Source organism: Azonexus sp. (assembly GCF_041909095.1).
GTDB lineage: Bacteria > Pseudomonadota > Gammaproteobacteria > Burkholderiales > Rhodocyclaceae > Azonexus.
The window spans coordinates 730620-750014 of the sequence record NZ_JAYREB010000001.1 but is presented as its reverse complement, the minus strand read 5'-3'; the positions used below and the strand labels follow the sequence as shown (position 1 = coordinate 750014).

16 protein-coding genes are annotated in these 19395 nt (G+C 65.9%); 12 read left to right on the top strand and 4 right to left on the bottom strand.

Annotation, left to right across the window (positions count from 1 at the left end; genetic code table 11):
- Positions 1 to 3 precede the first annotated feature (3 nt).
- The 7 genes from ACE3OV_RS03595 (at position 4) to mgtE (ending at position 7242) form a co-directional block, all read left to right on the top strand.
- A complete protein-coding gene (locus ACE3OV_RS03595) occupies positions 4 to 825 on the top strand; it encodes an undecaprenyl-diphosphate phosphatase (protein ID WP_374325104.1) in 822 nt (273 codons plus the stop codon).
- Complete coding sequence (locus tag ACE3OV_RS03590; RefSeq protein ID WP_374325102.1) at positions 813 to 1379, top strand: YqiA/YcfP family alpha/beta fold hydrolase; 567 nt, start codon at positions 813 to 815, stop codon at positions 1377 to 1379. The genes ACE3OV_RS03595 and ACE3OV_RS03590 overlap by 13 nt, the downstream gene beginning before the upstream one ends.
- Before the next feature lie 7 nt (positions 1380 to 1386).
- A complete protein-coding gene (locus ACE3OV_RS03585) occupies positions 1387 to 3288 on the top strand; it encodes a ribonuclease catalytic domain-containing protein (protein WP_374325100.1) in 1902 nt (633 codons plus the stop codon).
- A complete protein-coding gene (locus ACE3OV_RS03580) occupies positions 3285 to 4172 on the top strand; it encodes an energy transducer TonB (protein WP_374325098.1) in 888 nt (295 codons plus the stop codon). The genes ACE3OV_RS03585 and ACE3OV_RS03580 overlap by 4 nt, the downstream gene beginning before the upstream one ends.
- Positions 4173 to 4180: 8 nt before the next feature.
- Positions 4181 to 5005: a shikimate dehydrogenase gene (gene aroE / locus ACE3OV_RS03575; RefSeq protein ID WP_374325096.1), complete on the top strand. Its 825-nt coding sequence runs from the start codon at positions 4181 to 4183 to the stop codon at positions 5003 to 5005.
- On the top strand, positions 5002 to 5697 hold the full coding sequence (mtgA, locus tag ACE3OV_RS03570; RefSeq protein WP_374325094.1) for a monofunctional biosynthetic peptidoglycan transglycosylase: 696 nt from the start codon (positions 5002 to 5004) through the stop codon (positions 5695 to 5697). Before aroE ends, mtgA begins: the two co-directional genes overlap by 4 nt.
- 102 nt (positions 5698 to 5799) lie before the next feature.
- Positions 5800 to 7242, top strand: a complete 1443-nt coding sequence (gene mgtE / locus ACE3OV_RS03565) for a magnesium transporter (protein ID WP_374325092.1) — start codon at positions 5800 to 5802, stop codon at positions 7240 to 7242.
- On the opposite strand, the gene sugE is transcribed toward mgtE, so the two are convergent.
- Genes sugE through ACE3OV_RS03545 form a run of 4 tightly spaced genes read right to left on the bottom strand, consistent with a single transcriptional unit; the run spans position 7243 to position 10327 of the window.
- Positions 7243 to 7581 carry a quaternary ammonium compound efflux SMR transporter SugE gene (sugE, locus tag ACE3OV_RS03560; protein ID WP_374325090.1) on the bottom strand — a complete coding sequence of 113 codons (339 nt, stop codon included), beginning with the start codon at positions 7579 to 7581 and terminating at the stop codon, positions 7243 to 7245.
- Entirely contained in the window at positions 7578 to 8861 is a 1284-nt protein-coding gene (gene hemL / locus ACE3OV_RS03555) for a glutamate-1-semialdehyde 2,1-aminomutase (RefSeq protein ID WP_374325088.1), read from the bottom strand. Before hemL ends, sugE begins: the two co-directional genes overlap by 4 nt.
- A complete protein-coding gene (gene thiE / locus ACE3OV_RS03550; protein WP_374325086.1) occupies positions 8848 to 9492 on the bottom strand; it encodes a thiamine phosphate synthase in 645 nt (214 codons plus the stop codon). Before thiE ends, hemL begins: the two co-directional genes overlap by 14 nt.
- On the bottom strand, positions 9479 to 10327 hold the full coding sequence (locus ACE3OV_RS03545; RefSeq protein WP_374325084.1) for a hydroxymethylpyrimidine/phosphomethylpyrimidine kinase: 849 nt from the start codon (positions 10325 to 10327) through the stop codon (positions 9479 to 9481). Before ACE3OV_RS03545 ends, thiE begins: the two co-directional genes overlap by 14 nt.
- 218 nt (positions 10328 to 10545) lie before the next feature.
- Here ACE3OV_RS03545 and ACE3OV_RS03540 point away from each other — a divergent pair, with 218 nt between their 5' ends.
- The 5 genes from ACE3OV_RS03540 (at position 10546) to ACE3OV_RS03520 (ending at position 19363) form a co-directional block, all read left to right on the top strand.
- Complete coding sequence (locus ACE3OV_RS03540) at positions 10546 to 10920, top strand: PleD family two-component system response regulator (RefSeq protein WP_374325082.1); 375 nt, start codon at positions 10546 to 10548, stop codon at positions 10918 to 10920.
- Positions 10921 to 10934: 14 nt separating this feature from the next.
- Positions 10935 to 11300, top strand: a complete 366-nt coding sequence (locus tag ACE3OV_RS03535; protein ID WP_374325081.1) for a PleD family two-component system response regulator — start codon at positions 10935 to 10937, stop codon at positions 11298 to 11300.
- A 5-nt stretch (positions 11301 to 11305) separates the two neighbouring features.
- Positions 11306 to 11818: a chemotaxis protein CheW gene (locus ACE3OV_RS03530; protein WP_374325079.1), complete on the top strand. Its 513-nt coding sequence runs from the start codon at positions 11306 to 11308 to the stop codon at positions 11816 to 11818.
- 103 nt (positions 11819 to 11921) lie between these two features.
- Entirely contained in the window at positions 11922 to 13970 is a 2049-nt protein-coding gene (locus ACE3OV_RS03525) for a methyl-accepting chemotaxis protein (protein WP_374325077.1), read from the top strand.
- Between the two features lie 17 nt (positions 13971 to 13987).
- Positions 13988 to 19363 carry an Hpt domain-containing protein gene (locus ACE3OV_RS03520; RefSeq protein ID WP_374325076.1) on the top strand — a complete coding sequence of 1792 codons (5376 nt, stop codon included), beginning with the start codon at positions 13988 to 13990 and terminating at the stop codon, positions 19361 to 19363.
- The last annotated feature ends 32 nt before the right edge of the window (positions 19364 to 19395 follow it).

Genomic DNA, 19395 nt, shown 5'->3' with positions numbered 1-19395 from the left:
CAAATGGATCCGATTCTTCTCCTGAAAGCCCTGTTCCTCGGCATTGTCGAAGGGCTGACCGAATTCCTGCCGATTTCCTCGACCGGCCACCTGATCATCGTCGGCAGCCTGCTTGATTACACCAACGAGCAAAGCAAGGTGTTCAAGATCGTCATCCAGCTTGGCGCCATCCTCGCGGTCTGCTGGGACTTCCGTGAACGGATCGGCAAGGCCCTGGGCGGGCTTGGCAGCGATCCGGTGCAGCAGCGTTTCGCTGGCCTGTTGCTGACCGGTTTCTTGCCCGCCGCCGTCCTCGGCCTGCTTTTCCACAGCACGATCAAGACCTACCTGTTCAACCCGCTGAGCGTTGCCGGCGCGCTGATCGTCGGCGGTTTCCTGATCCTCTACATCGAACGCAAGGCCTACCATCCGCGCGTCAACAGTATCGACGACATGCGCTGGCCAGATGCCCTGAAAGTCGGCTTCGCGCAGGCGATGGCGATGTTTCCCGGGACTTCGCGTTCCGGCGCGACGATCATGGGCGGCCTGATCTTCGGCCTGTCGCGCAAGACGGCGACCGAGTTCTCCTTCTTCCTCGCCATCCCGACCATGTTCGCGGCCACCGTGTACGACGTCTACAAGAACTGGTCCTTGCTGCACATGGCCGACCTGCCGGTCTTCGCCATCGGCTTCGTGGCTTCGTTCGTCGCCGCGATGCTGACCGTCAAGGCCTTGCTGCGCTATGTGTCGAACCATGACTTCACGGTGTTCGCCTGGTACCGAATCGTCTTCGGTGTGGTTGTGCTGCTGACGGCGGAGATGGGCTGGGTCGAATGGACGGCCTGATCCTCTACCTGCACGGTTTCTGTTCGTCGCCGGCGTCCTGGAAGGCCCGCCTGCTCGGCGAGGAAATGGCCCGCCGCGGGCTGGCGGCGCAGTTCGTCTGTCCAGCCTTGTCGCCGGTTCCTGCGCAGGCGATTGCCGACCTGTCGCGCTTCCTGGAAAGCGTCGGGCGGCCGGTGACCCTGATCGGCTCATCGCTGGGCGGTCACTACGCCAGTTATCTGGCGGCGCAGTTCGGCCTGCCGGCGGTACTGATCAATCCGGCGGTGGTCAGCGCATTGTCGGCTGAGCTGTTCATCGGCGAGCACAACAATTTTCACAGTGGTGAGCGCTTCGTGTTCACTGCCGAACACGCGGCGCAGCTTGCTGCCCAGGTGGCTCGGCCCGATCTGGCGCGGCTCTGGTTGCTGCTGGAAACCGGTGACGAGGTGCTCGACTACCGCGCCGCCCAGACGCACTGGTTCGGTTGCCGGCAGAGCGTCTTTGAGGGCGGCGACCACAGCTTCACGCGGTTTCCCGAATTGATGCCGCAACTCATTGAATTTGCCGGGTTATAATCCGCCGATGAATGTATTGTTTGAAGAAGACGGCGGTTTCAAGGCGGGCAGCATCCTGGCCGACAACGACAGTTCGTTGCAGGTCGAAATGCCCTCGGGCAAACGCAGCAAGATCAAGGCGGCCAGCGTTCTGCTGCGCTTTGCCCAGCCGGCCTCGGGAGCCTTGCTCGAACAGGCGACGCCGCTTGCCGCAGAAATCGAGGCGGATTTCCTCTGGGAGTGTGTCAGCGATGGCGAATTTTCGTTTCTGGATTTTGCCCGTGATTACTACGGACACGATCCCGTGCCGGTCGAAGCGACGGCGGTGCTGCTTGCCCTGCACGCCGCGCCCGTCTATTTCCACCGCAAGGGCAAGGGCCGCTTCCGCAAGGCGCCCGCCGACATTCTCGCAGCTGCTCTGGCCAATCTTGAAAAAAAGCGTCAGCAAGCGCTGGCGATGGAAGCCTGGCTCGCCGAGCTGAAGGAATTCCGCCTGCCGCCGGAGATTGCCGCGCTGACCGACGCGCTGCTCTATGCCCCGGATCGCAACAAGCCGGAAACCAAGGCCTTCGAGACCGCTTGCGGCGAAACCGGCCTGTCCGCCGCCCAACTCCTGTTCAAGTGTGGCGCCATCAAGTCGGCCTACCACCTGCACTACAAGCGCTTCCTGCACGAGCAGTTCCCGCGCGGCACCGCTTTCCCGGCGCTCGATGCGCCGGCGCTGCCGGTTGACCTGCCGCGCGCCGAAGTGCGCGCCTTCTCGATCGACGACGCCCACACCACCGAGATCGACGACGCCTTGTCGGTTACCTGGCTGCCCGGTATCGGCAGTCGTATCGGCATCCACATCGCGGCGCCCGGGCTGGCCATCGAACACGGTTCGCCGCTCGACGGCGTCGCCCGCGCCCGCTTGTCTACGGTGTACATGCCGGGCAACAAGATCACCATGCTGCCCGAAGCCGTGGTTCAGAACTACACGCTGGCTGGCGGCGTCGATTGTCCGGCGGTGTCGCTCTACCTGACGGTCAATGAGCAGTACGAAGTGCTGTCGCACGAGTCCTGCATCGAACGCGTGCACATTGCCGAGAACCTGCGCCACCACGATGTCGAGCCCTGGTTCAACAGTGAGACGGTCGGCGCCGTGCTGCCGGACGAGCCCTTCGCCCGCGAACTTCTCCATCTCTGGCACTTCGCCAACGCCTGCGAAGGCCGGCGCGGCAAGCCGTCGGCGATGCAGGGCGTGAACGACTACAACTTCGCGATCAGCGGCGACCTCGCCGACCCGGAAAGCTGCAGCGTCGACATCAGCGAACGCAAGCGTGGCAGCCCGCTCGACAAGCTGGTTGCCGAGTTGATGATCGTCGCCAATTCGACCTGGGGCGGCCTGCTCGCCGAGCGCAACATCGCCTGCCTGTACCGCGCCCAGACCCAGGGCAAGGTGCGCATGACCACCTCGCCGCTGCCGCACGAAGGCCTGGGCGTGCCGCAATACGCCTGGATGACCTCGCCGCTGCGCCGCTACTGCGACCTGGTCAATCAATGGCAGCTAATCGCCTGCCTGCGGGAAACGCCGCCGCCCTTCCCGCAGAAGTCGGCCGAGCTGTTCGCGGCAATGCGCGATTTCGAACTGACCTACGCCGCCTACGCCGAATTCCAGCGCCTGATGGAGCGCTACTGGTGTCTGCGCTGGCTGCAGCAGCACGGCATTGTCGAGATCGACGCCACGCTGCGCCGCGAGCAGACGGTCAAGCTCGATCATCTGCCGCTGCTGGCGCGCGTCGCTTCGGTACCCGCCGACCTGCAGCCTGGCCAGCGCATGCATCTGGCGATCGAGAGCATCGATCTGCTGCAGCCCGAAGTCGCCCTGCGTTTCGTTGCCCTGCTTGACGCCGACGAGCCCGCCTGCGACCTGGAGGAGGACGCCGCGTGACGCGCCAGATCCGCCCGCTGATCAGCACGCCGAGCGATCGTCGCCTGTGGCTGGCGATTGGCGTTTCCCTATTGCTGCATGGCCTGCTGCTCAGCCTGCATTTCGCCTTTCCGGAAGCCTCGCGGGTGGCCCGCGAGAAGGCTCTCGACATCATTCTGGTCAACGCCCGCGCCCAGCGCCCGCCGGCCGATGCTCAGGCCTTGGCGCAGGCCAATCTCGACGGTGGTGGTAACACCGACGAGAACCTGCGCGCCAAGACGCCGCTGCCAGCGACCGAGCAGCAGTCCAGTGGTGAAGAAATGCAGCAGATGCGGCGTCGGGTGCGCGAACTCGAGGCGGCGCAGCACAAGATGCTGACCCAGGCGGCCAATCTCGCGCGTGTCGCGGCTGCCGAAACGCGCAGTGAACAACCCGAGCCCTCGCCACAGCTGACCGGTACCGACCTCGCCGATACGGCACGGGCGATGGCCCGCCTCGAAGGCGAGATCGCCAAGTCGATCGAGGAATACAACAAGCGCCCGCAGAAGAAATTCATTGGCGCGCGTACCAAGGAATACCGCCTGGCACCGTATTTCGACGCCTGGAAGCAGAAAATCGAGCGCATCGGCACGCTCAATTACCCGGAGGCGGCGCGCGGCAAGCTCTACGGCAAGGTGGTGATCTTCGTCGAATTGCGGGTCGAGGACGGCAGCCTGTACAACGTCGAGATTTCCCGCTCGTCCGGGCACAAGCTGCTCGACGAAGCGGCCCTGCGCATCCTGCGCATGGCAGCGCCGTTCGGGCCGATCCCGCGCGAGGCGATGGACGGTGCAACGGTGCTGTCGTTTGCCCGGGAATGGAATTTCGTCCCCGGCGACACCCTGGCCACCCGCAACAGCAATTAAGCCTTCCCATGCCCGACCTCTACGCCGTTTTCGGCAACCCGATCGCCCATTCCCGATCGCCGTTCATCCATGCCGCCTTCGCCGCGCAGACTGGCGCCGACCTGATTTACCAGGCGCGTCTGGCGCCCGTCGATGATTTTTCCGGCGCTTTGCGCGACTTCGTCGCCGAGGGCGGACGCGGCGCCAACGTCACCGTGCCGTTCAAGGAAGAGGCGTTTCGTCTGTGCGACGAGCTGACGCCACGGGCAGCGCGCGCCGGCGCGGTCAATACGCTGAGTTTTGCCGATGGCAGGATGCGCGGCGACAACACCGACGGCGCCGGTCTGGTCGTCGACATCGAGGGTAATCTCGGCATTGCGCTGGCTGGCAAGCGGGTGCTGTTGCTTGGCGCTGGCGGCGCCGCGCGCGGCGTCATCGAGCCCTTGCTGGCGGCCGGTGTCGGCGAGCTGGCGGTCGCCAACCGCAGTGCCGACAAGGCGCTCGCCCTGGCGGCGGCCTTTGCCGATCTGGCGCCGGTCGGCGGCGGCGGGTTCGGCGACCTGGCCGGGCGTCGCTTCGACGTCGTCATCAACGCCACCTCGGCGAGCCTGGCCGGCGACCGCCTGCCCTTGCCGGAAGGGCTTTTTGCCGCTGGCGCGCTGGCCTACGACATGATGTACGGCAAGGGCGAGACGCCCTTCCTGGCGCAGGCCCGGGAAGCGGGTGCGGCGCAGCGGGCCGACGGTCTCGGCATGCTGGTCGGCCAGGCGGCCGAGGCCTTCGCGGTCTGGCGCGGCGTCCGTCCCGCTAGCGCGCCGGTGCTGCAGGCGCTGCGCGCGCAACTCGCGGCATGAAACGTTTCGGCCGCTGGCTGCGCTGGGGGCTACTGGCGCCCTTTGCGCTCGCCATTCTCTGGCTGCTCTGGCTGTTCCTGTGGGTCGTCTATTGGGGGCAGTTCAACCCGGGAACCACCCGCTTCATGGAAATTCGCCTCGCCGAACTGCGCGAGAAGAATCCGGAAGCCGTGCTGCGCCAGCAGTGGGTGCCCTACGCACAAATCTCGATACACCTGAAGCGGGCGATCATCGCCGCCGAGGACGCCAAGTTCGTCGATCATGAAGGCTTCGACTGGGAAGGCATCCAGAAAGCGATGGAAAAAAACCAGAAGAAGGGGCGTTTCGTTGCCGGCGGGTCGACGATCAGCCAGCAACTCGCCAAGAACTTGTTCCTGACGCCGACCAAATCCTATTTCCGCAAGGCCGAGGAGGCAGTGATCACGCTGATGCTGGAAAACCTGTGGAGCAAGCGCCGCATCTTCGAGGTCTATCTCAACGTGATCGAATGGGGTAACGGCGTCTTCGGCGCCGAAGCGGCGGCGCGCCATTACTTCGCCGTCGGTGCCCGTCAGCTCGGCCCGGCGCAGGCGGCTCGCCTGGCCGGCATGGTGCCCAATCCGCGTTTCTACGACCGAAATCGCAACGCGCCGGGGCTAGGCCGCAAGACGGCGATCATCCTGGCCCGCATGCCCTCGGCCGAAGTGCCCTGAGTCGCTCGCGAAAGCGCCGGCCTAAGGGAAATCCGCAGCAATTCGGCGGCTGGCCGGCACCATCTCGGTGCTAAAATGGCGCACCTATTGCGGCGCTGCACCATGAGCGAAGAAAACCAGCTGACCGATGCCGAAGACCTGCAGGAGCGCCTCGCCGAGGTGCAAACCCTGCTCGCCCGGCACAAGCTGGTCGAGGAAATCGTACACCGGCAGGAAGGCCCGCGCCACGACCTGGTCGAAGGCATCGTGCACAAGCAGCATTTGCAGGAACTCCAGCAAAAACTGGAGCCGATGCACCCGGCCGACGTCGCCTACATCCTCGAAGCACTGCCGCCCGACGAACGCCTGATCGTCTGGGACCTGGTCAAGGCCGAACACGACGGCGAAATCCTGCTTGAAGTCTCGGACGCGGTCCGCGAGAGCCTGATCGAGTCGATGGCCCGCAACGAGCTGGTCGCCGCCGCCGAAACCCTGGACGCCGACGAGCTCGCCGACCTCGCCCCCGACCTGCCACAGGGCGTCATCGACGACGTCTTCCGCAGCCTGCCGGCCGAAGAGCGCGAGCACCTGCGGGCGGCGATGTCCTATCCGGAGGATTCGGTCGGCTCGATCATGGACTTTGACATGGTCACCGTGCGCGAGGACGTCACGCTCGAAGTCGTGCTGCGTTACCTGCGCCGCTTCGACGAGTTGCCCGACCACACCGACCAGCTTTTCGTCGTCGACCGTGACGAACACCTGAAAGGCGTACTGCCGCTCAACATCCTGCTGGTCAATGAAGTCGAGGTCGAGGTCGGCAGCCTGATGCACACCGAATTCGTCGAGTTCGAGCCCGACGACGACGCCGAAGATGCCGCCAAGGCCTTCGAGCGCTACGACCTGGTGTCGGCGCCGGTGGTCGATGCCGACGGCAAGCTGCTCGGCCGGGTCACCGTCAACGACGTGGTCGACTTCATCCGCGAGGAAGCCGAGCAGGAACAACTGGCCAACGCCGGTCTGGCCGAAGAGGAAGATATCTTCGCCTCGGTCTGGGATTCGGTGCGTAACCGCTGGGCCTGGCTGGCAGTCAATCTGGTCACCGCCTTCGTTGCTTCACGCGTCATCGGCGCCTTCGAGGATTCGATCGAGAAGCTGGTGGCACTCGCCGCGCTGATGCCCATCGTTGCCGGCATCGGCGGCAATTCCGGCAACCAGACGATCACCATGATCGTCCGCGCGATTGCCATGGGCCAGGTTCAACCGGATGCGATGCGCCGACTGCTGCGCAAGGAACTCGGCGTCGCCAGCATCAACGGCCTGATCTGGGGTGGTCTACTCGGGGTTGCGGCCTGGTGGCTGTACGGCAGTTACCAGCTTGGCCTGGTGATGACCGCGGCAATGACGCTCAACCTGCTGCTGGCCGCGCTGGCCGGGGTCGGCATTCCGCTGATGCGGCAGAAGTTCGGCGCCGACCCGGCGATCGGTGGCTCGGTGATGATCACCGCACTCACCGACTCCGGTGGCTTCTTCATCTTCCTCGGCCTGGCGACACTGTTCCTGATGTGATCAGTGGCTGTCGGGCGTCAGCAGCTTGAGTCCGACGATGCCGGCGACGATCAGGGCGATGCTGGCCAGGCGCAGCGCCTCGCGCGATTCACCGAACAGCAGCATGCCGCAGATCGCCGTGCCAACGGCGCCAATACCGGTCCACACCGCGTAGGCTGTGCCCAGCGGCAGCACTTTCAGCGACCAGCCGAGCAGGACGACGCTGACCACCATGGCGATGATCGTTCCGACGCTGGGCCACAGGCGGGAAAATCCTTCAGTGTATTTCAGCCCGACCGCCCAGCCGACTTCACACAGGCCGGCGAAGAAGAGAACGATCCAGGCGCTTGCAGTGCTCATTGCGCTTGCCCGAACCAGGCATCCGCGGCGGCAACGGTCGCGGCGATATCGGCATCACTGTGCGCTGCCGAGACGAAACCAGCCTCGAAGGCCGACGGCGCGAAGTAGTGGCCGGCGCCGATCATGGCATGGAAGAAACGGTTGAAGGCTTCCTTGTCGCAGGCCAGCACTTCGTCGTAGGTACCCGGGCAGCGCTCGGCGAAATAGAGGCCGAACATGCCGCCGACGTTCTGGGCGGCGCAGGCGACGCCATGCTTTTGCGCGGCGGCGACGAGGCCGTCACACAGAGCTTTGGTTTTCGCCGTCAGCGTTTCGTAGAAACCCGGCGCCTGGATCAGCTTCAGCGTGGCCAGGCCGGCTGCCGTGGCAATCGGGTTGCCAGACAATGTGCCGGCCTGGTAGACCGGGCCGAGCGGCGCGATCTTTTCCATGATCTCGCGCCGGCCGCCAAAGGCGCCCATGGGCATGCCGCCGCCGACGACCTTGCCGAAGGTGGACAGGTCCGGGGTGATGCCGAACAGACCCTGCGCGCTCTTCAGGCCAACGCGGAAGCCGGTCATCACTTCGTCGAAAATGAGCACGGCGCCGTATTGTGCGGTGAGGTCGCGCATGGCCTTGAGGAACTCCGGCGTCGGCGCGATCAGGTTCATGTTGCCGACCACCGGCTCGACGATCACCGCGGCGATCTTGTCGCCATGCGCCTTGAACGCTTCGGCCAGACCCTGCGGGTCGTTGTAGGTGAGCACCATGGTCGTTTCGGCGGTACCGGCCGGGACGCCGCCGGAGGACGGATTGCCGAAGGTGAGCAGGCCGGAGCCGGCCTTGACCAGCAGGTGGTCGGCGTGACCGTGGTAGCAGCCCTCGAACTTGACCAGAATGTCGCGGCCGGTGAAACCACGCGCCAGGCGGATGGCGCTCATCGTCGCCTCGGTGCCGGAAGAAACCAGGCGGACCATGTCGAGCGACGGCACCATCTCGCACAGCAGGTCGGCGATCTCCACTTCGCGCTCGGTCGGCGCGCCGAACGAGAGGCCGTCGACGACGGCTTCCTGGACAGCGGCGATCACTTCCGGGTGAGCGTGGCCGAGGATCATCGGGCCCCAGGAGCCGACGTAGTCGGTGTACCACTTGCCGTCGGCATCCTGCACCTGACTGCCGCTACCCTTCTGGAAGAACAGCGGCGTGCCGCCGACCGAGCGGAAGGCGCGCACCGGCGAATTGACGCCGCCGGGGATGTGTTTCTGGGCACGGGCAAAGAGTTCTTCGTTACGTGAGGTCATGGCAGGCTTTCTCGAAAAGACGTTGATACTGGGCGGCGCGGGCGGCGATGTCCGGCGCCGAAAAGAGATCGGTGATGACGGCCAGCAGGTCGACGCCGGCGGCAAGCAGCGGTGGGGCGTTTTCTGCCGTGATGCCGCCGATGGCGCAGACGGCAACCGGCAGTTCGGCGTGCGCCCGGGCATAGAGTTCGGGCGCGGCGCGGACGGCGTCCGGTTTGGTTGGCGAGGGGAAGGCGGTGCCGAAGGCGACATAGTCGACGCCGGCCGCGACGGCGCCACGGGCCGCCTCGAGGTCGGCGTAGCAGGAGGCGCCGAGGATGCGGTCGGGGCCGAGGATGGCGCGGGCGACGCGGAGGTCGCCGTCGTCGCGGCCGAGATGCAGGCCGTCGGCATCGACCAGTTGGCAGAGGGCGAGGTCATCGTTGATGATCAGCCGGGCGCCGTGCTCGCGGGTCAGTTGGCGCAGCGCGTGGGCGCGGGCGAGACGTTCCGGCATCGGGCCCGTCTTGTCGCGCAGCTGGACGATGCGGCAGCCGCCGGCCAGGGCGGCGGCGACGCCGGCGAGCAGCGTTTCCCGCGGCAGGTCGTCGGGGGTGACCGCGTACAGGCCGCGCAATTCAGTTTGCGCCATCGCTGGCCTCCTTGGCGTCGTCGTCTTCACGGGCCCAGAACAGGCGGTCCGGGATGAACTGGCCCATGCCGCCGCGGAAACCGTGGCGGAGCGCCTGCCAGGTGTAGTCCTGGGCGTCGCGTACCGCTTCCTCGACGCTGGCGCCGCCAGCGAGGCAGCCGGCAATCGCCGAGGCCAGCGTGCAGCCCGAACCGTGGTAGCTGCCGGGCAGGCGTTCCCAGCGGTCGTGGCGGATCACGCCATCGGGCCCGTACAGGGTGTTGATCACCTCGGGCGTGCTCTCGTGGGTGCCGGTGATCAGCACGTACTGCGCGCCCATCTCGATCAGGCGGGCGGCGCAGACGTCGAGCGCCGGTTCGTTCTCGTCCTCGTCGCTCTCGGCGAGGCGACGTGCCTCGGGCGCGTTGGGGGTGATGATCGTCGTCTGCGGCAGCAGCATCTCGCGCATGGCGGCGATGATTTCCTCGCCGGACAGGGCGTCGCCGCGCCCCGAAGCGAGTACCGGGTCGAAGACGAGCGGAATTTCCGGGTAGTCGCCGACGATTTCGGCGATCGCCAGCACGTTCTCGACGCTGCCGATCAGGCCGATCTTGAAGGCGGCCACCGGCATGTCCTCAAGCACGGTGCGCGCCTGCTGTTCGAGCAGTTCGGCGGCGACCGGCTGCATGGCGACGACCCCCGAGGTGTCCTGCACGGTCAGCGCGGTGAGCGTGCTCAGCGGGTGGCAGCCGAGGCTGGCCAGGGTCAGCAGGTCGGCCTGGATGCCGGCACCGCCGGTCGGGTCGCTGGCGGCGAAAACGAGAACTTGCGGCAGATTGGCGGAAACAATGGGCATGGGCGGGTGTGGCGCGGATGTCCGGGCGTGGGCTGGAAAGCGCGATTTTATCCGAATACGCTGTACTACCGCGGGATTCTGGGCTTATGCTTGGCGACTTCCGGTTGGCGATTGTTATCCGTTCCGTAGTAATATGTTCGCCATATGCTAAGTGCGCCAAGAGACACTCGGGGAGCTGGGAATTGACTGATTTATCGAGACTGCGCGGTATCCGTGTCATGGTCATCGACGACAGCAACACGATACGCCGCAGTGCCGAGATTTTTCTCGTCCAGGCCGGTTGCCAGGTCGTTCTTGCCGAGGATGGTTTCGACGCCCTGGCCAAGATCGCCGATCATCAACCGGCGGTTATTTTTTGCGACATCATGATGCCGCGCCTTGACGGTTATCAGACCTGCGCGCTGATCAAGAAGAATCCTCGTTTCAAGGCGACGCCGGTGATCATGCTTTCCTCCAAGGATGGCCTGTTCGACCGGGCGCGCGGTCGCATGGTCGGTTCCGACCAATACCTCACCAAACCTTTCACCAAGGATAGCCTGCTGCAGACTGTCGCCAGTTTCGCACTGCCGGCCGAACCGGAAATCAAACCGTAGTCCAGGGAGCAACAATGCCCGTGAAGAACATTCTCGTTGTCGACGACTCTCCGACAGAGCGTTTTTTCGCCGTCGACCTGCTGACCAGGGCAGGTTATCTGGTGGCCACCGCTGAGAACGGTGAAGAAGGGATCGCCAAGGCCAAGGCGACCAAGCCCGATCTGATCCTGATGGACGTCGTGATGCCCGGCCTCAACGGCTACCAGGCGACGCGCACGCTGACCCGCGACGAGGAAACCAAGCACATCCCGATCATCGTCTGTACCTCGAAGGGCCAGGAAACCGACAAGATCTGGGGGCTGCGCCAGGGAGCGGTGGATTATCTGGTCAAGCCGCTCAATCCGGAAGAACTCCTGCAACGCATCGCCGCGCTGCCTTAAGCGATATGGCCCGCAAGAGCAGCCTGCGCGATTTCCAGACCTACCTGGCCGGCCGTCTCAGCGACGCGGCGCAGGGACATGGCGGCGCCTCATGGCTCGGCCTGGAAATTGGCGATGACGGCTGGCTGATCGATCTCGCCGATGGCGGGGAAATCGTCCAGGCGCCGCAACTGGCGGGCGTGCCGCTGGTTCGTCCGTGGTTTTCCGGGATCGCCAACGTGCGCGGCAATCTGTATGCCGTCACCGATTTTGCCGCCTTCCTCGGTGCCCGGCCGACGCCAAGGAATGCCAATGCCCGGCTGCTGCTGGTCGGTGTCCGCCACGGCTCGAACGCGGCGCTGCTGGTGCCGCGCATGCTGGGCCTGAAGAAGCCGGAAAACTTTGCCGAACAGGCTGCCGACGAGGCGTTCCCGGCATGGGGGCGGCGCCGCTTCGTCGATGAAGAAGGGCGCCTCTGGCGCAAATTATCGGTGCGCGAGCTGCTTGCCGATCCGGATTTCATGAATATCGGACTATGAAAAGGGGTCCCGCCGGGGCGGGGTCGAGTGGAGGTAAGACATGGCTTTAGGCTTCAAACTCCCGAAAATCGGGGCATCCAGGAAAAACGAGGCGCCGCTCACGGTGACCGGCGATGAAACGCCGCTGCCGACTGCACGGGCGGCGGCTGCTCCGCCGCTGCTGGCGGGCAAGTCGGCCAACCAGCAGATGAAGGTGCTGGGTGGGGTGTTCGTGCTGATCCTGGTGCTGGCCGCCATTCTCATCGTTCGCGATGGTCGGGATTCCTCCAATACCACGGCCTATGTTGCCGCCGCTGGCGAAATGCGCATGCACTCGCAACGCCTGGCCAAGGCCTCGTCGCTGGCGCTGCAGGGCAACTCGGCGGCCTTCGTGCAACTGCGCGAGTCGCGTTCGACCTTCAGCGACCTGATGCAGAAACTGGCGGCCGGCGGTGAAATCGGCCAGGTCAGCGTGCCAGCCTCGCCGGCGTCGGTGCAGGCGCAGCTCGACGCCCTGAGCCAGCGTTGGGCGCAGGTCGACAAGGATGCGACGAGCGTGCTCGGTCAGGAAAAGCAGCTGATCGAACTGGGCAAGAGCGTTGCCCTGATCGACAGCAAGAACCCCGCCCTGCTGGAGCTGGCGGAAAGCGTTGCCGCCGCCAAGCTGCAAGGCGGTGCGGCGCGCGAGATCGGCGCCGCCAACCATCTGGTGGTGTTGACCCAGCGCATCGCCAAGAACGCGTCGGCGCTGCTGGTCGGTGGCGAGATCGATCCGCAGATTGCCTTCACGCTGGGCAAGGACGCCAAGAGCTTCCACGAACTGCTGCAGGTGCTGGGCCGCGGCGGCGATGCCGGCAAGGTCGAAGCACTGGAAGCCGCTTTCAAGGAATACGACGGGGCGATCAGCGGCATCCTCGCCAACATGCAACCGCTGGTGCTGGCCAAGCAGGCCGGTTCGCGCATCTTCCGCGACAGCGAGGAACTGCTGGCGGCGACCGATGCGCTGGCCCAGGGTTATCAGGAGTCGCGTGGCAGCAAGCTGCTGTTCGTCCTCTTCATGTTCATTCTGGCCGCCGCCGCGCTTGCCGTGCTGGTGATGCTGGTGCGCGCCTATCTGGAAGATGCCAAACGCCAGACCCAGGAAGTCGACAAACAGCGCCAGGTGTCGGAACACACCAACCGCGAAAACCAGGAAGCCATCCTGCGCCTGATGAACGAACTGGGCGACCTCGCCGACGGCGACCTGACGGTGACGGCAACGGTGTCCGAGAACATCACCGGCGCCATCGCCGACTCGATCAACTACACCATCGAAGAACTGCGCGTGCTGGTCGGCCGCATCAACGACGCGGCGAACCGAGTCACCGCGGCCACCGAGATCGCCCGTCGCACGTCGGCCGAACTGCTCGACGCGGCGGGCCGCCAGTCGAGCGAAATTCAGGAAGCCGGTCAGTCGGCACTGGACATGGCACGCTCGATGAACGAGGTGTCGGGCAACGCCGCCCAGTCGGCGCAGGTTGCGAACCAGTCGCTGGCCGCCGCCGAGAAGGGTACCCAGGCGGTGCAGGACTCGATCAAGGGCATGAATGAAATCCGCAACCAGATCCAGGAAACCTCGAAGCGCATCAAACGCCTTGGTGAAAGCTCGCAGGAGATCGGCGAAATCGTTGAACTGATTTCCGACATTACCGAACAGACCAACGTACTGGCGCTGAACGCCGCCATCCAGGCGGCTTCCGCCGGTGACGCCGGGCGCGGCTTCACGGTGGTTGCCGAGGAAGTGCAGCGGCTGGCCGAACGCTCCGGCGAGGCGACCAAGCAGATCGCGGCGATCGTCAAGACGATTCAGACCGATACCCAGGACGCGGTGTCCGCGATGGAACAATCGACCCAGGGCGTGGTCGAGGGCGCCAAGCTGTCCGACGCCGCCGGGCAGGCGCTGGCCGAGATCGGTCAGGTGTCGCGCAACCTGGCCGAACTGATCGACCGCATTTCCAGTTCGACGCAGAGCCAGGCTGATTCGGCGACCAACGTGGCCCGCTTGATGCAGGATATCCTGCGCGTCAACGAGCAGACCACGGCAGGTACCCAGCGGACCGCCCAGGCGGTGGATGAACTGTCGGCACTGGCCTCCGAACTCAAGGGGTCGGTGGCAGGCTTCAAGGTCGACTGACCGGCGAACGAGAGAGCATGAACGCGGCAACGGAATTCGATTTGGGCCCGCTGACGTGGGTCAAGGGCGAGATCGACCAGGCGCTGGGACGCGCCGACGAAGCGCTGGGCTTGTTCGCCGAAAAAGGTGACCGGACGCAGCTGAAGTTCTGCCGCACCCATGTCCACCAGGTCCATGGCGCGCTCGACATCGTCGGTCTCAACGGCATCACCGAACTCACCGAGTCGCTCGAGGAAGTCCTCAAGGCGCTCGAGGAAGAACGCCTGGCGACCGGTGACGGCGCCCTGCCTGTGGTGCGCGAGGCGATCGCCGCGCTGCGCCAGTACCTCGACGACCTGATGGCCGGCGAACCGCACCAGCCCTTGCGCATGTTGCCGGTATGCAGCCGGTTGGCCGAACTGCGTGGCCTGCCGCCGGTGCACCCGGGCGATCTTTTCTACCCCGACCTCAGCCTGCGCCCGCCGCGTTCCGGCGTGGTGCCGCCGGTCCTGCCGCCGGAACAGATGCAGGCCGTGCTGCGCAAGCAGCGCATGCGTTTCCAGAAGGGCCTGCTCAACTGGTTGACCCGCCCCGAACAGCGCGCCAGCGGCAAGGAGGCGATGGCCGAAGCGCTGGCCGCGATCGAGGCATTGCAGCCGACGCCTGGTGCCCGTTCGTTCTGGTGGGTGTCGCAGGCCTTCCTCGAAGCGCTCGACGATCCCGAGGTTTCCGCCGATCAGTTGGCGCGTCAGCTGTGCGCCCGCATCGACCTGCAGATTCGCCGTCTGCTCGAAGGCTCCGGCAACCTCGCCGAGCGGGTGATGCGCGAGGCCTTGTACTACGTCGCCCGCACCCCGGCCACCCCCGACTCGCTGGTCGCCCAGGCGCAGCAGATCTATGCCCTGCCGGCGCAACTGCCCAGCCTGGCCGCGGTGCAGACCTTGCCCAAGTCCCAGGAACAGGCCCTGCGGCGATTGCGCGAACTGCTCGCCGGGGTCGAGGAAGTCTGGAACAAGTACTGCGCCGGCAGCCCGGCCAGCCTCAACACTTTCTGCGATCAGGCGCGGGCCTGCGCCCAGGTTACCGCCGACCTCGGCCACACCGATCTCAAGCGGCTCGGTCAGGCGCTGGCAGCGATCGCCGGCTGGCTGCAGGAAGACGCCAAGCGCTTCAGCGACGGCGTAGCCATGGAAGTGGCGACGACCATCCTGCTGCTGCAGAACGCGCAAGAGAATTTCCGCCATCTCGGCAGCGACTTCGCCCAGCAGGTCGACCTGATGGTCGACCGCATCCATGCCTGCATTGCCGGTCGCCCGGCGGCCGGCGGCGATCTGCCGTTGCTCGACGAGATGACGCGGCGGGCCCAGGAGAAGCTGCTGATCGCCCAGGTCGGGCGCGAGATTCAGAGCAACCTGGCGCAGATCGAACAGACCCTTGACGCCTTCTTCCGGGCGCCGGCCAAGGGCTTCTCGATGGCGCAGGTGGAAGGTCCGCTCAAGCAGGTCAGCGGCGCGCTGGCCATGCTCGGCCACTTCCCGGCAGTGAGCAGCCTGAAGAACAGCATCGCCCACATCACCACCTTCGCCGCCGCCGACTATCAGCCGCAGGAAAGCGATTTCCAGCGCGTCGCCGACGAACTTTCGGTCCTTGGTTTCTTCGTTGATGCCCTGCAGCACGGCGAAAGCAGTTTCGACGCCTTTGTCCGCCGCCTGAACGGCGAGACCGTCGTCGTCGCCGAGGAAGCGCCGACGCCGACCGTCGAGGCCGAAGTCGCCGCCCAGACCCGGCAGGCCCGCGCGCTGGCCGAAGCCCTGCGCGAAGCGCCGGACGATCGCCGCCTGCAGGACGAGCTGAAGCAGAACCTGGAAAGCCTGCAGAAGGATGCCGACTTGGTCGCCGACCGCGAACTCGGCGAATCGACGAAGGCCGCGCTGGCCGCGCTGGAATCCGGTACCGCGGTCGACGCGCTCGCCGACCTGCTGACGCCGCAGGTCGAGGCGCCGCAGCCGTCGGCGGAAACCCTGCTGCTCGCCGAGTCGAGCCACGAGGAAATTGACGCCGAACTGCTCGCCATCTTCATCGAGGAAGGTCACGAGGTGCTGGCCGAAATGGCGACGCAGAAGGCGGCGCTGCTCGCCGACCCGCTCGATCGCGAAGCGCTGACGACGATCCGCCGCTGCACGCACACGCTGAAGGGCTCCGGGCGCATGGTCGGCCTGACCGATTTCGGCGAGACCGCCTGGGCCGTCGAGCAGACGCTGAACCTGTGGCTGCGCCAGGACATGGCGGTGAGCCCGGAACTGCTGGCAATGGTCGACGAGGAACAGCGCGTCTTCGCGGTGTGGATCGAGCATCTGGCGCAAGGCAGCGGTATGGCCCCCGACCCTTCGGGGCTGGTGGCGCAAGCGGTTGCGCTGCGCGGCGGCACGGGCGATGCCCTGCCGGCGGTGCCAACGCCGGTGGCCCCGCTGCCGCTTGCCGTCGACACGGCGCCTGTCGAAGTGCCCGCAGCACCGGAAGCGCCGGCAGAACCGGCAAGCGAACCGCTGCTCGATGCCTTCGAAATCGACCTGCCGGAAGCCAGCGAGATCGCCGAGGAACTGGCCGAGGTCGAAGCCGAGGTTGTCAGCACCGCCGCCGCACCGGCTGCCGACAGCGCGCAGACGCTGTACGACATTTTCCGCGCCGAAGCGCAGGAGCACCTGCAGTCGCTGGCCGAATTCTTCGCCGTCCTCGAAGCCGAACCGGCGACGCCGACCAATTCCGAAATGACAAGGGCGGCCCATACGCTCGGCGGGATCGCCGCCATCGTCGGCCTGAAACCGCTCAACCACCTGTCGATCGCCCTCGAACACGCCTTGCTGCGGCGCGATGCGGCGCTCCAGCCGGACAGTCTGGAAGGCCTGGAAGCGATGCGTCAGGCGATCCTGATGCTGCACGAAATGTACGCCGGGCTGGCCGAAGAACGGGCGCCGGTCGAACAGCCGGCGCTGGTCGCGGCACTGGAGGACAGTTACCCGCCCGCCCCGGCCGCGGAAGTCGACGACAGTGGCGCTCGGGTCATCCCGCTGCCCGGCCTGAGCGGTGAATTCACCCTCGACCGCCCCGTCGAAGCCGCACCGCCACCGCCGGCCGAGCCAGTCCGCCAGCTGGTCGATGAACTTGACGAACAACTGCTGCCGATCTTCCTTGAGGAAGCCGCCGACCAGGTTCGCGAACTGACCGAACAGCTGCGCGCCTGGCGCGCGGCGCCCGCTGATGGCGCACCGCCGCAGGCGATTGCCCGCCTCTTGCACACCTTCAAGGGCAATTCGCGGATGGCCGGGGCGATGAACCTCGGCGAAGCCACTCACCTGCTCGAAACCCGTGTCCAGGAAGCGATCCGCGCCGGTAGCGCGAGCCCGCAACTGATCGATGAAATCGAAGCCGGTTGCGACGCCCTGGCGCTTGCTGCCGATGAACTGCGCAACGGACCGGCGCCGGCCGTCGAAGCGGCGCCTGCCGCCGACAGCCCGGCCACGGCAACCCCCGCCACCCCGACCGTGCCGACCACGCCAGCGGCCGATGCCGAAGGCGAGGGCGACAGCGGCGGCCAGCGGGCGATGCTGCGGGTGCGCGCCGACCTGGTCGACCGCCTGGTCAACGAAGCCGGCGAACTGTCGATCGCCCGGGCGCGGATCGAAGGCGAAATGCGCAGCCTGAAGACCTCGCTGCTCGACCTCACGGAAAACGTCATCCGCCTGCGTCGTCAGTTGCGCGAGATCGAAATCCAGGCGGAAAGCCAGATCCAGGCGCGGGTCGCCCAGGCGCACGACGGCCAGGCCGATTTCGACCCGCTCGAACTCGACCGCTTCACCCGCTTCCAGGAACTGACCCGCTTCATGGCCGAGTCGGTCAACGACGTGGCGACGGTGCAGCAGAACCTGTTCAAGAACCTCGACGACGCCAACGCGGCGATCCTCGCCCAGGCGCGCCTCAACCGTGGCCTGCAGCAGGAGTTGATGGGCGTGCGCATGCTGCCCTTCGCCAGCCAGGCCGAGCGTCTCTACCGCATCGTCCGGCAGACCGCCAAGGAAGTCGGCAAGCGCGCCAACTTCGACATCGTCGGTGGTCAGGTCGAAATCGACCGCTCGGTGCTGGAAAAGATGATGGCGCCGATCGAACACATGCTGCGCAACTCGGTGACCCACGGCATCGAGACGCGCGAGCAGCGTGCAGCGGCTAACAAGCCGGAAACCGGCGAAGTGACGCTGAAGCTGGCTCAGGAAGCCAACGAAATCGTCCTCAGCCTGAGCGACGACGGCCGTGGCCTCGACCGCCAGCGCATCCGCGCCCGCGCCGAGGAGATGGGCCTGTTGCAGCCGGGCCAGGAGGTCGCTGATGGCGCCCTGTTCGACTTCATTTTCCGGCCGGGCTTCTCGACCGCCAGTGAAGTGACTCAGGTCGCCGGCCGCGGCGTCGGCATGGACGTGGTCAGGAATGCCGTGATCGAACTTGGCGGGCGCATCGAAATCGTTTCCGAAGCCGGTCGCGGCAGTACCTTCCGCCTCTATCTGCCGCTCACCCTGGCCGTCACTCAGACCCTGCTGGTGCGTGCCGGCAGCACCGTGTATGCCGTGCCGTCGACGATGATCGAGCAGGTGCTTGAGGTCAAGGAAAAGGGCCTCGCCGAAATCCGCGACGCCGGTGCCGCCGATTGGCAGGGTCATCACTATCCCTTCCATTTCCTGCCCCGCCTGCTGGGCGATGCCGAAGCCCTGCCGGAAACCCGCCGCCGCTACTGGATCCTGTTGCTGCGCGCCGGTTCGCAACGGATCGCCCTGCTCGTCGATGAGCTGCAGGGCAACCAGGAAGTCGTCGTCAAGAACATCGGCAGCCAGCTCGCCCGCGTCGCCGGCATTGCCGGTGCCACGGTGCTCGGCGACGGCCGCGTCGTGCTGATCCTCAACCCGGTGGCGCTCGCCGCCCGGGCGCCGCTGATCGCCGTGGCCGAAGTCGCCGCGCCGGTCGCCGCCGCCCCACTGCCGATTGCCGCGCCGCACCTGCCGACGGTGATGGTGGTCGACGATTCGCTGACCGTGCGCAAGATCACCAGCCGCCTGCTGCTGCGCGAGGGTTATCAGGTGGTCGTCGCCAAGGACGGGGTCGATGCGCTCGAGCAATTGATCGACGCGCTGCCCGACGTCATCCTCTCCGACATCGAGATGCCGCGCATGGACGGCTTCGATTTCGTCCGCAACCTGCGTGCCGACGAGCGCCTGCGCGACATTCCGGTGGTCATGATCACTTCGCGTACCGCCGACAAGCATCGCAACTACGCGCTCGAGATCGGTGCCAATCACTACCTCGGCAAGCCTTACGACGAAGACGAGCTGCTCGGTCTGCTCGCCGGCTACTGCGGGAAATCCGCGTAAAGCGACGGTCGATCACGGCGTTTCCCGCGATC

What these genes read in the sequence shown, in the direction of transcription:
- ACE3OV_RS03535 (WP_374325081.1), top strand. Translation starts at nt 10,935, where the DNA reads ATGCCCGTGAAGAACATTCTCGTTGTCGACGACTCTCCGACAGAGCGT.
- ACE3OV_RS03520 (WP_374325076.1), top strand. Translation starts at nt 13,988, where the DNA reads ATGAACGCGGCAACGGAATTCGATTTGGGCCCGCTGACGTGGGTCAAG.
- ACE3OV_RS03590 (WP_374325102.1), top strand. Translation starts at nt 813, where the DNA reads ATGGACGGCCTGATCCTCTACCTGCACGGTTTCTGTTCGTCGCCGGCG.
- mgtE (WP_374325092.1), top strand. Translation starts at nt 5,800, where the DNA reads ATGAGCGAAGAAAACCAGCTGACCGATGCCGAAGACCTGCAGGAGCGC.
- ACE3OV_RS03585 (WP_374325100.1), top strand. Translation starts at nt 1,387, where the DNA reads ATGAATGTATTGTTTGAAGAAGACGGCGGTTTCAAGGCGGGCAGCATC.
- sugE (WP_374325090.1), bottom strand. Translation starts at nt 7,581, where the DNA reads ATGAGCACTGCAAGCGCCTGGATCGTTCTCTTCTTCGCCGGCCTGTGT.
- thiE (WP_374325086.1), bottom strand. Translation starts at nt 9,492, where the DNA reads ATGGCGCAAACTGAATTGCGCGGCCTGTACGCGGTCACCCCCGACGAC.
- aroE (WP_374325096.1), top strand. Translation starts at nt 4,181, where the DNA reads ATGCCCGACCTCTACGCCGTTTTCGGCAACCCGATCGCCCATTCCCGA.
- ACE3OV_RS03545 (WP_374325084.1), bottom strand. Translation starts at nt 10,327, where the DNA reads ATGCCCATTGTTTCCGCCAATCTGCCGCAAGTTCTCGTTTTCGCCGCC.
- mtgA (WP_374325094.1), top strand. Translation starts at nt 5,002, where the DNA reads ATGAAACGTTTCGGCCGCTGGCTGCGCTGGGGGCTACTGGCGCCCTTT.
- ACE3OV_RS03595 (WP_374325104.1), top strand. Translation starts at nt 4, where the DNA reads ATGGATCCGATTCTTCTCCTGAAAGCCCTGTTCCTCGGCATTGTCGAA.
- ACE3OV_RS03540 (WP_374325082.1), top strand. Translation starts at nt 10,546, where the DNA reads ATGGTCATCGACGACAGCAACACGATACGCCGCAGTGCCGAGATTTTT.
- hemL (WP_374325088.1), bottom strand. Translation starts at nt 8,861, where the DNA reads ATGACCTCACGTAACGAAGAACTCTTTGCCCGTGCCCAGAAACACATC.
- ACE3OV_RS03530 (WP_374325079.1), top strand. Translation starts at nt 11,306, where the DNA reads ATGGCCCGCAAGAGCAGCCTGCGCGATTTCCAGACCTACCTGGCCGGC.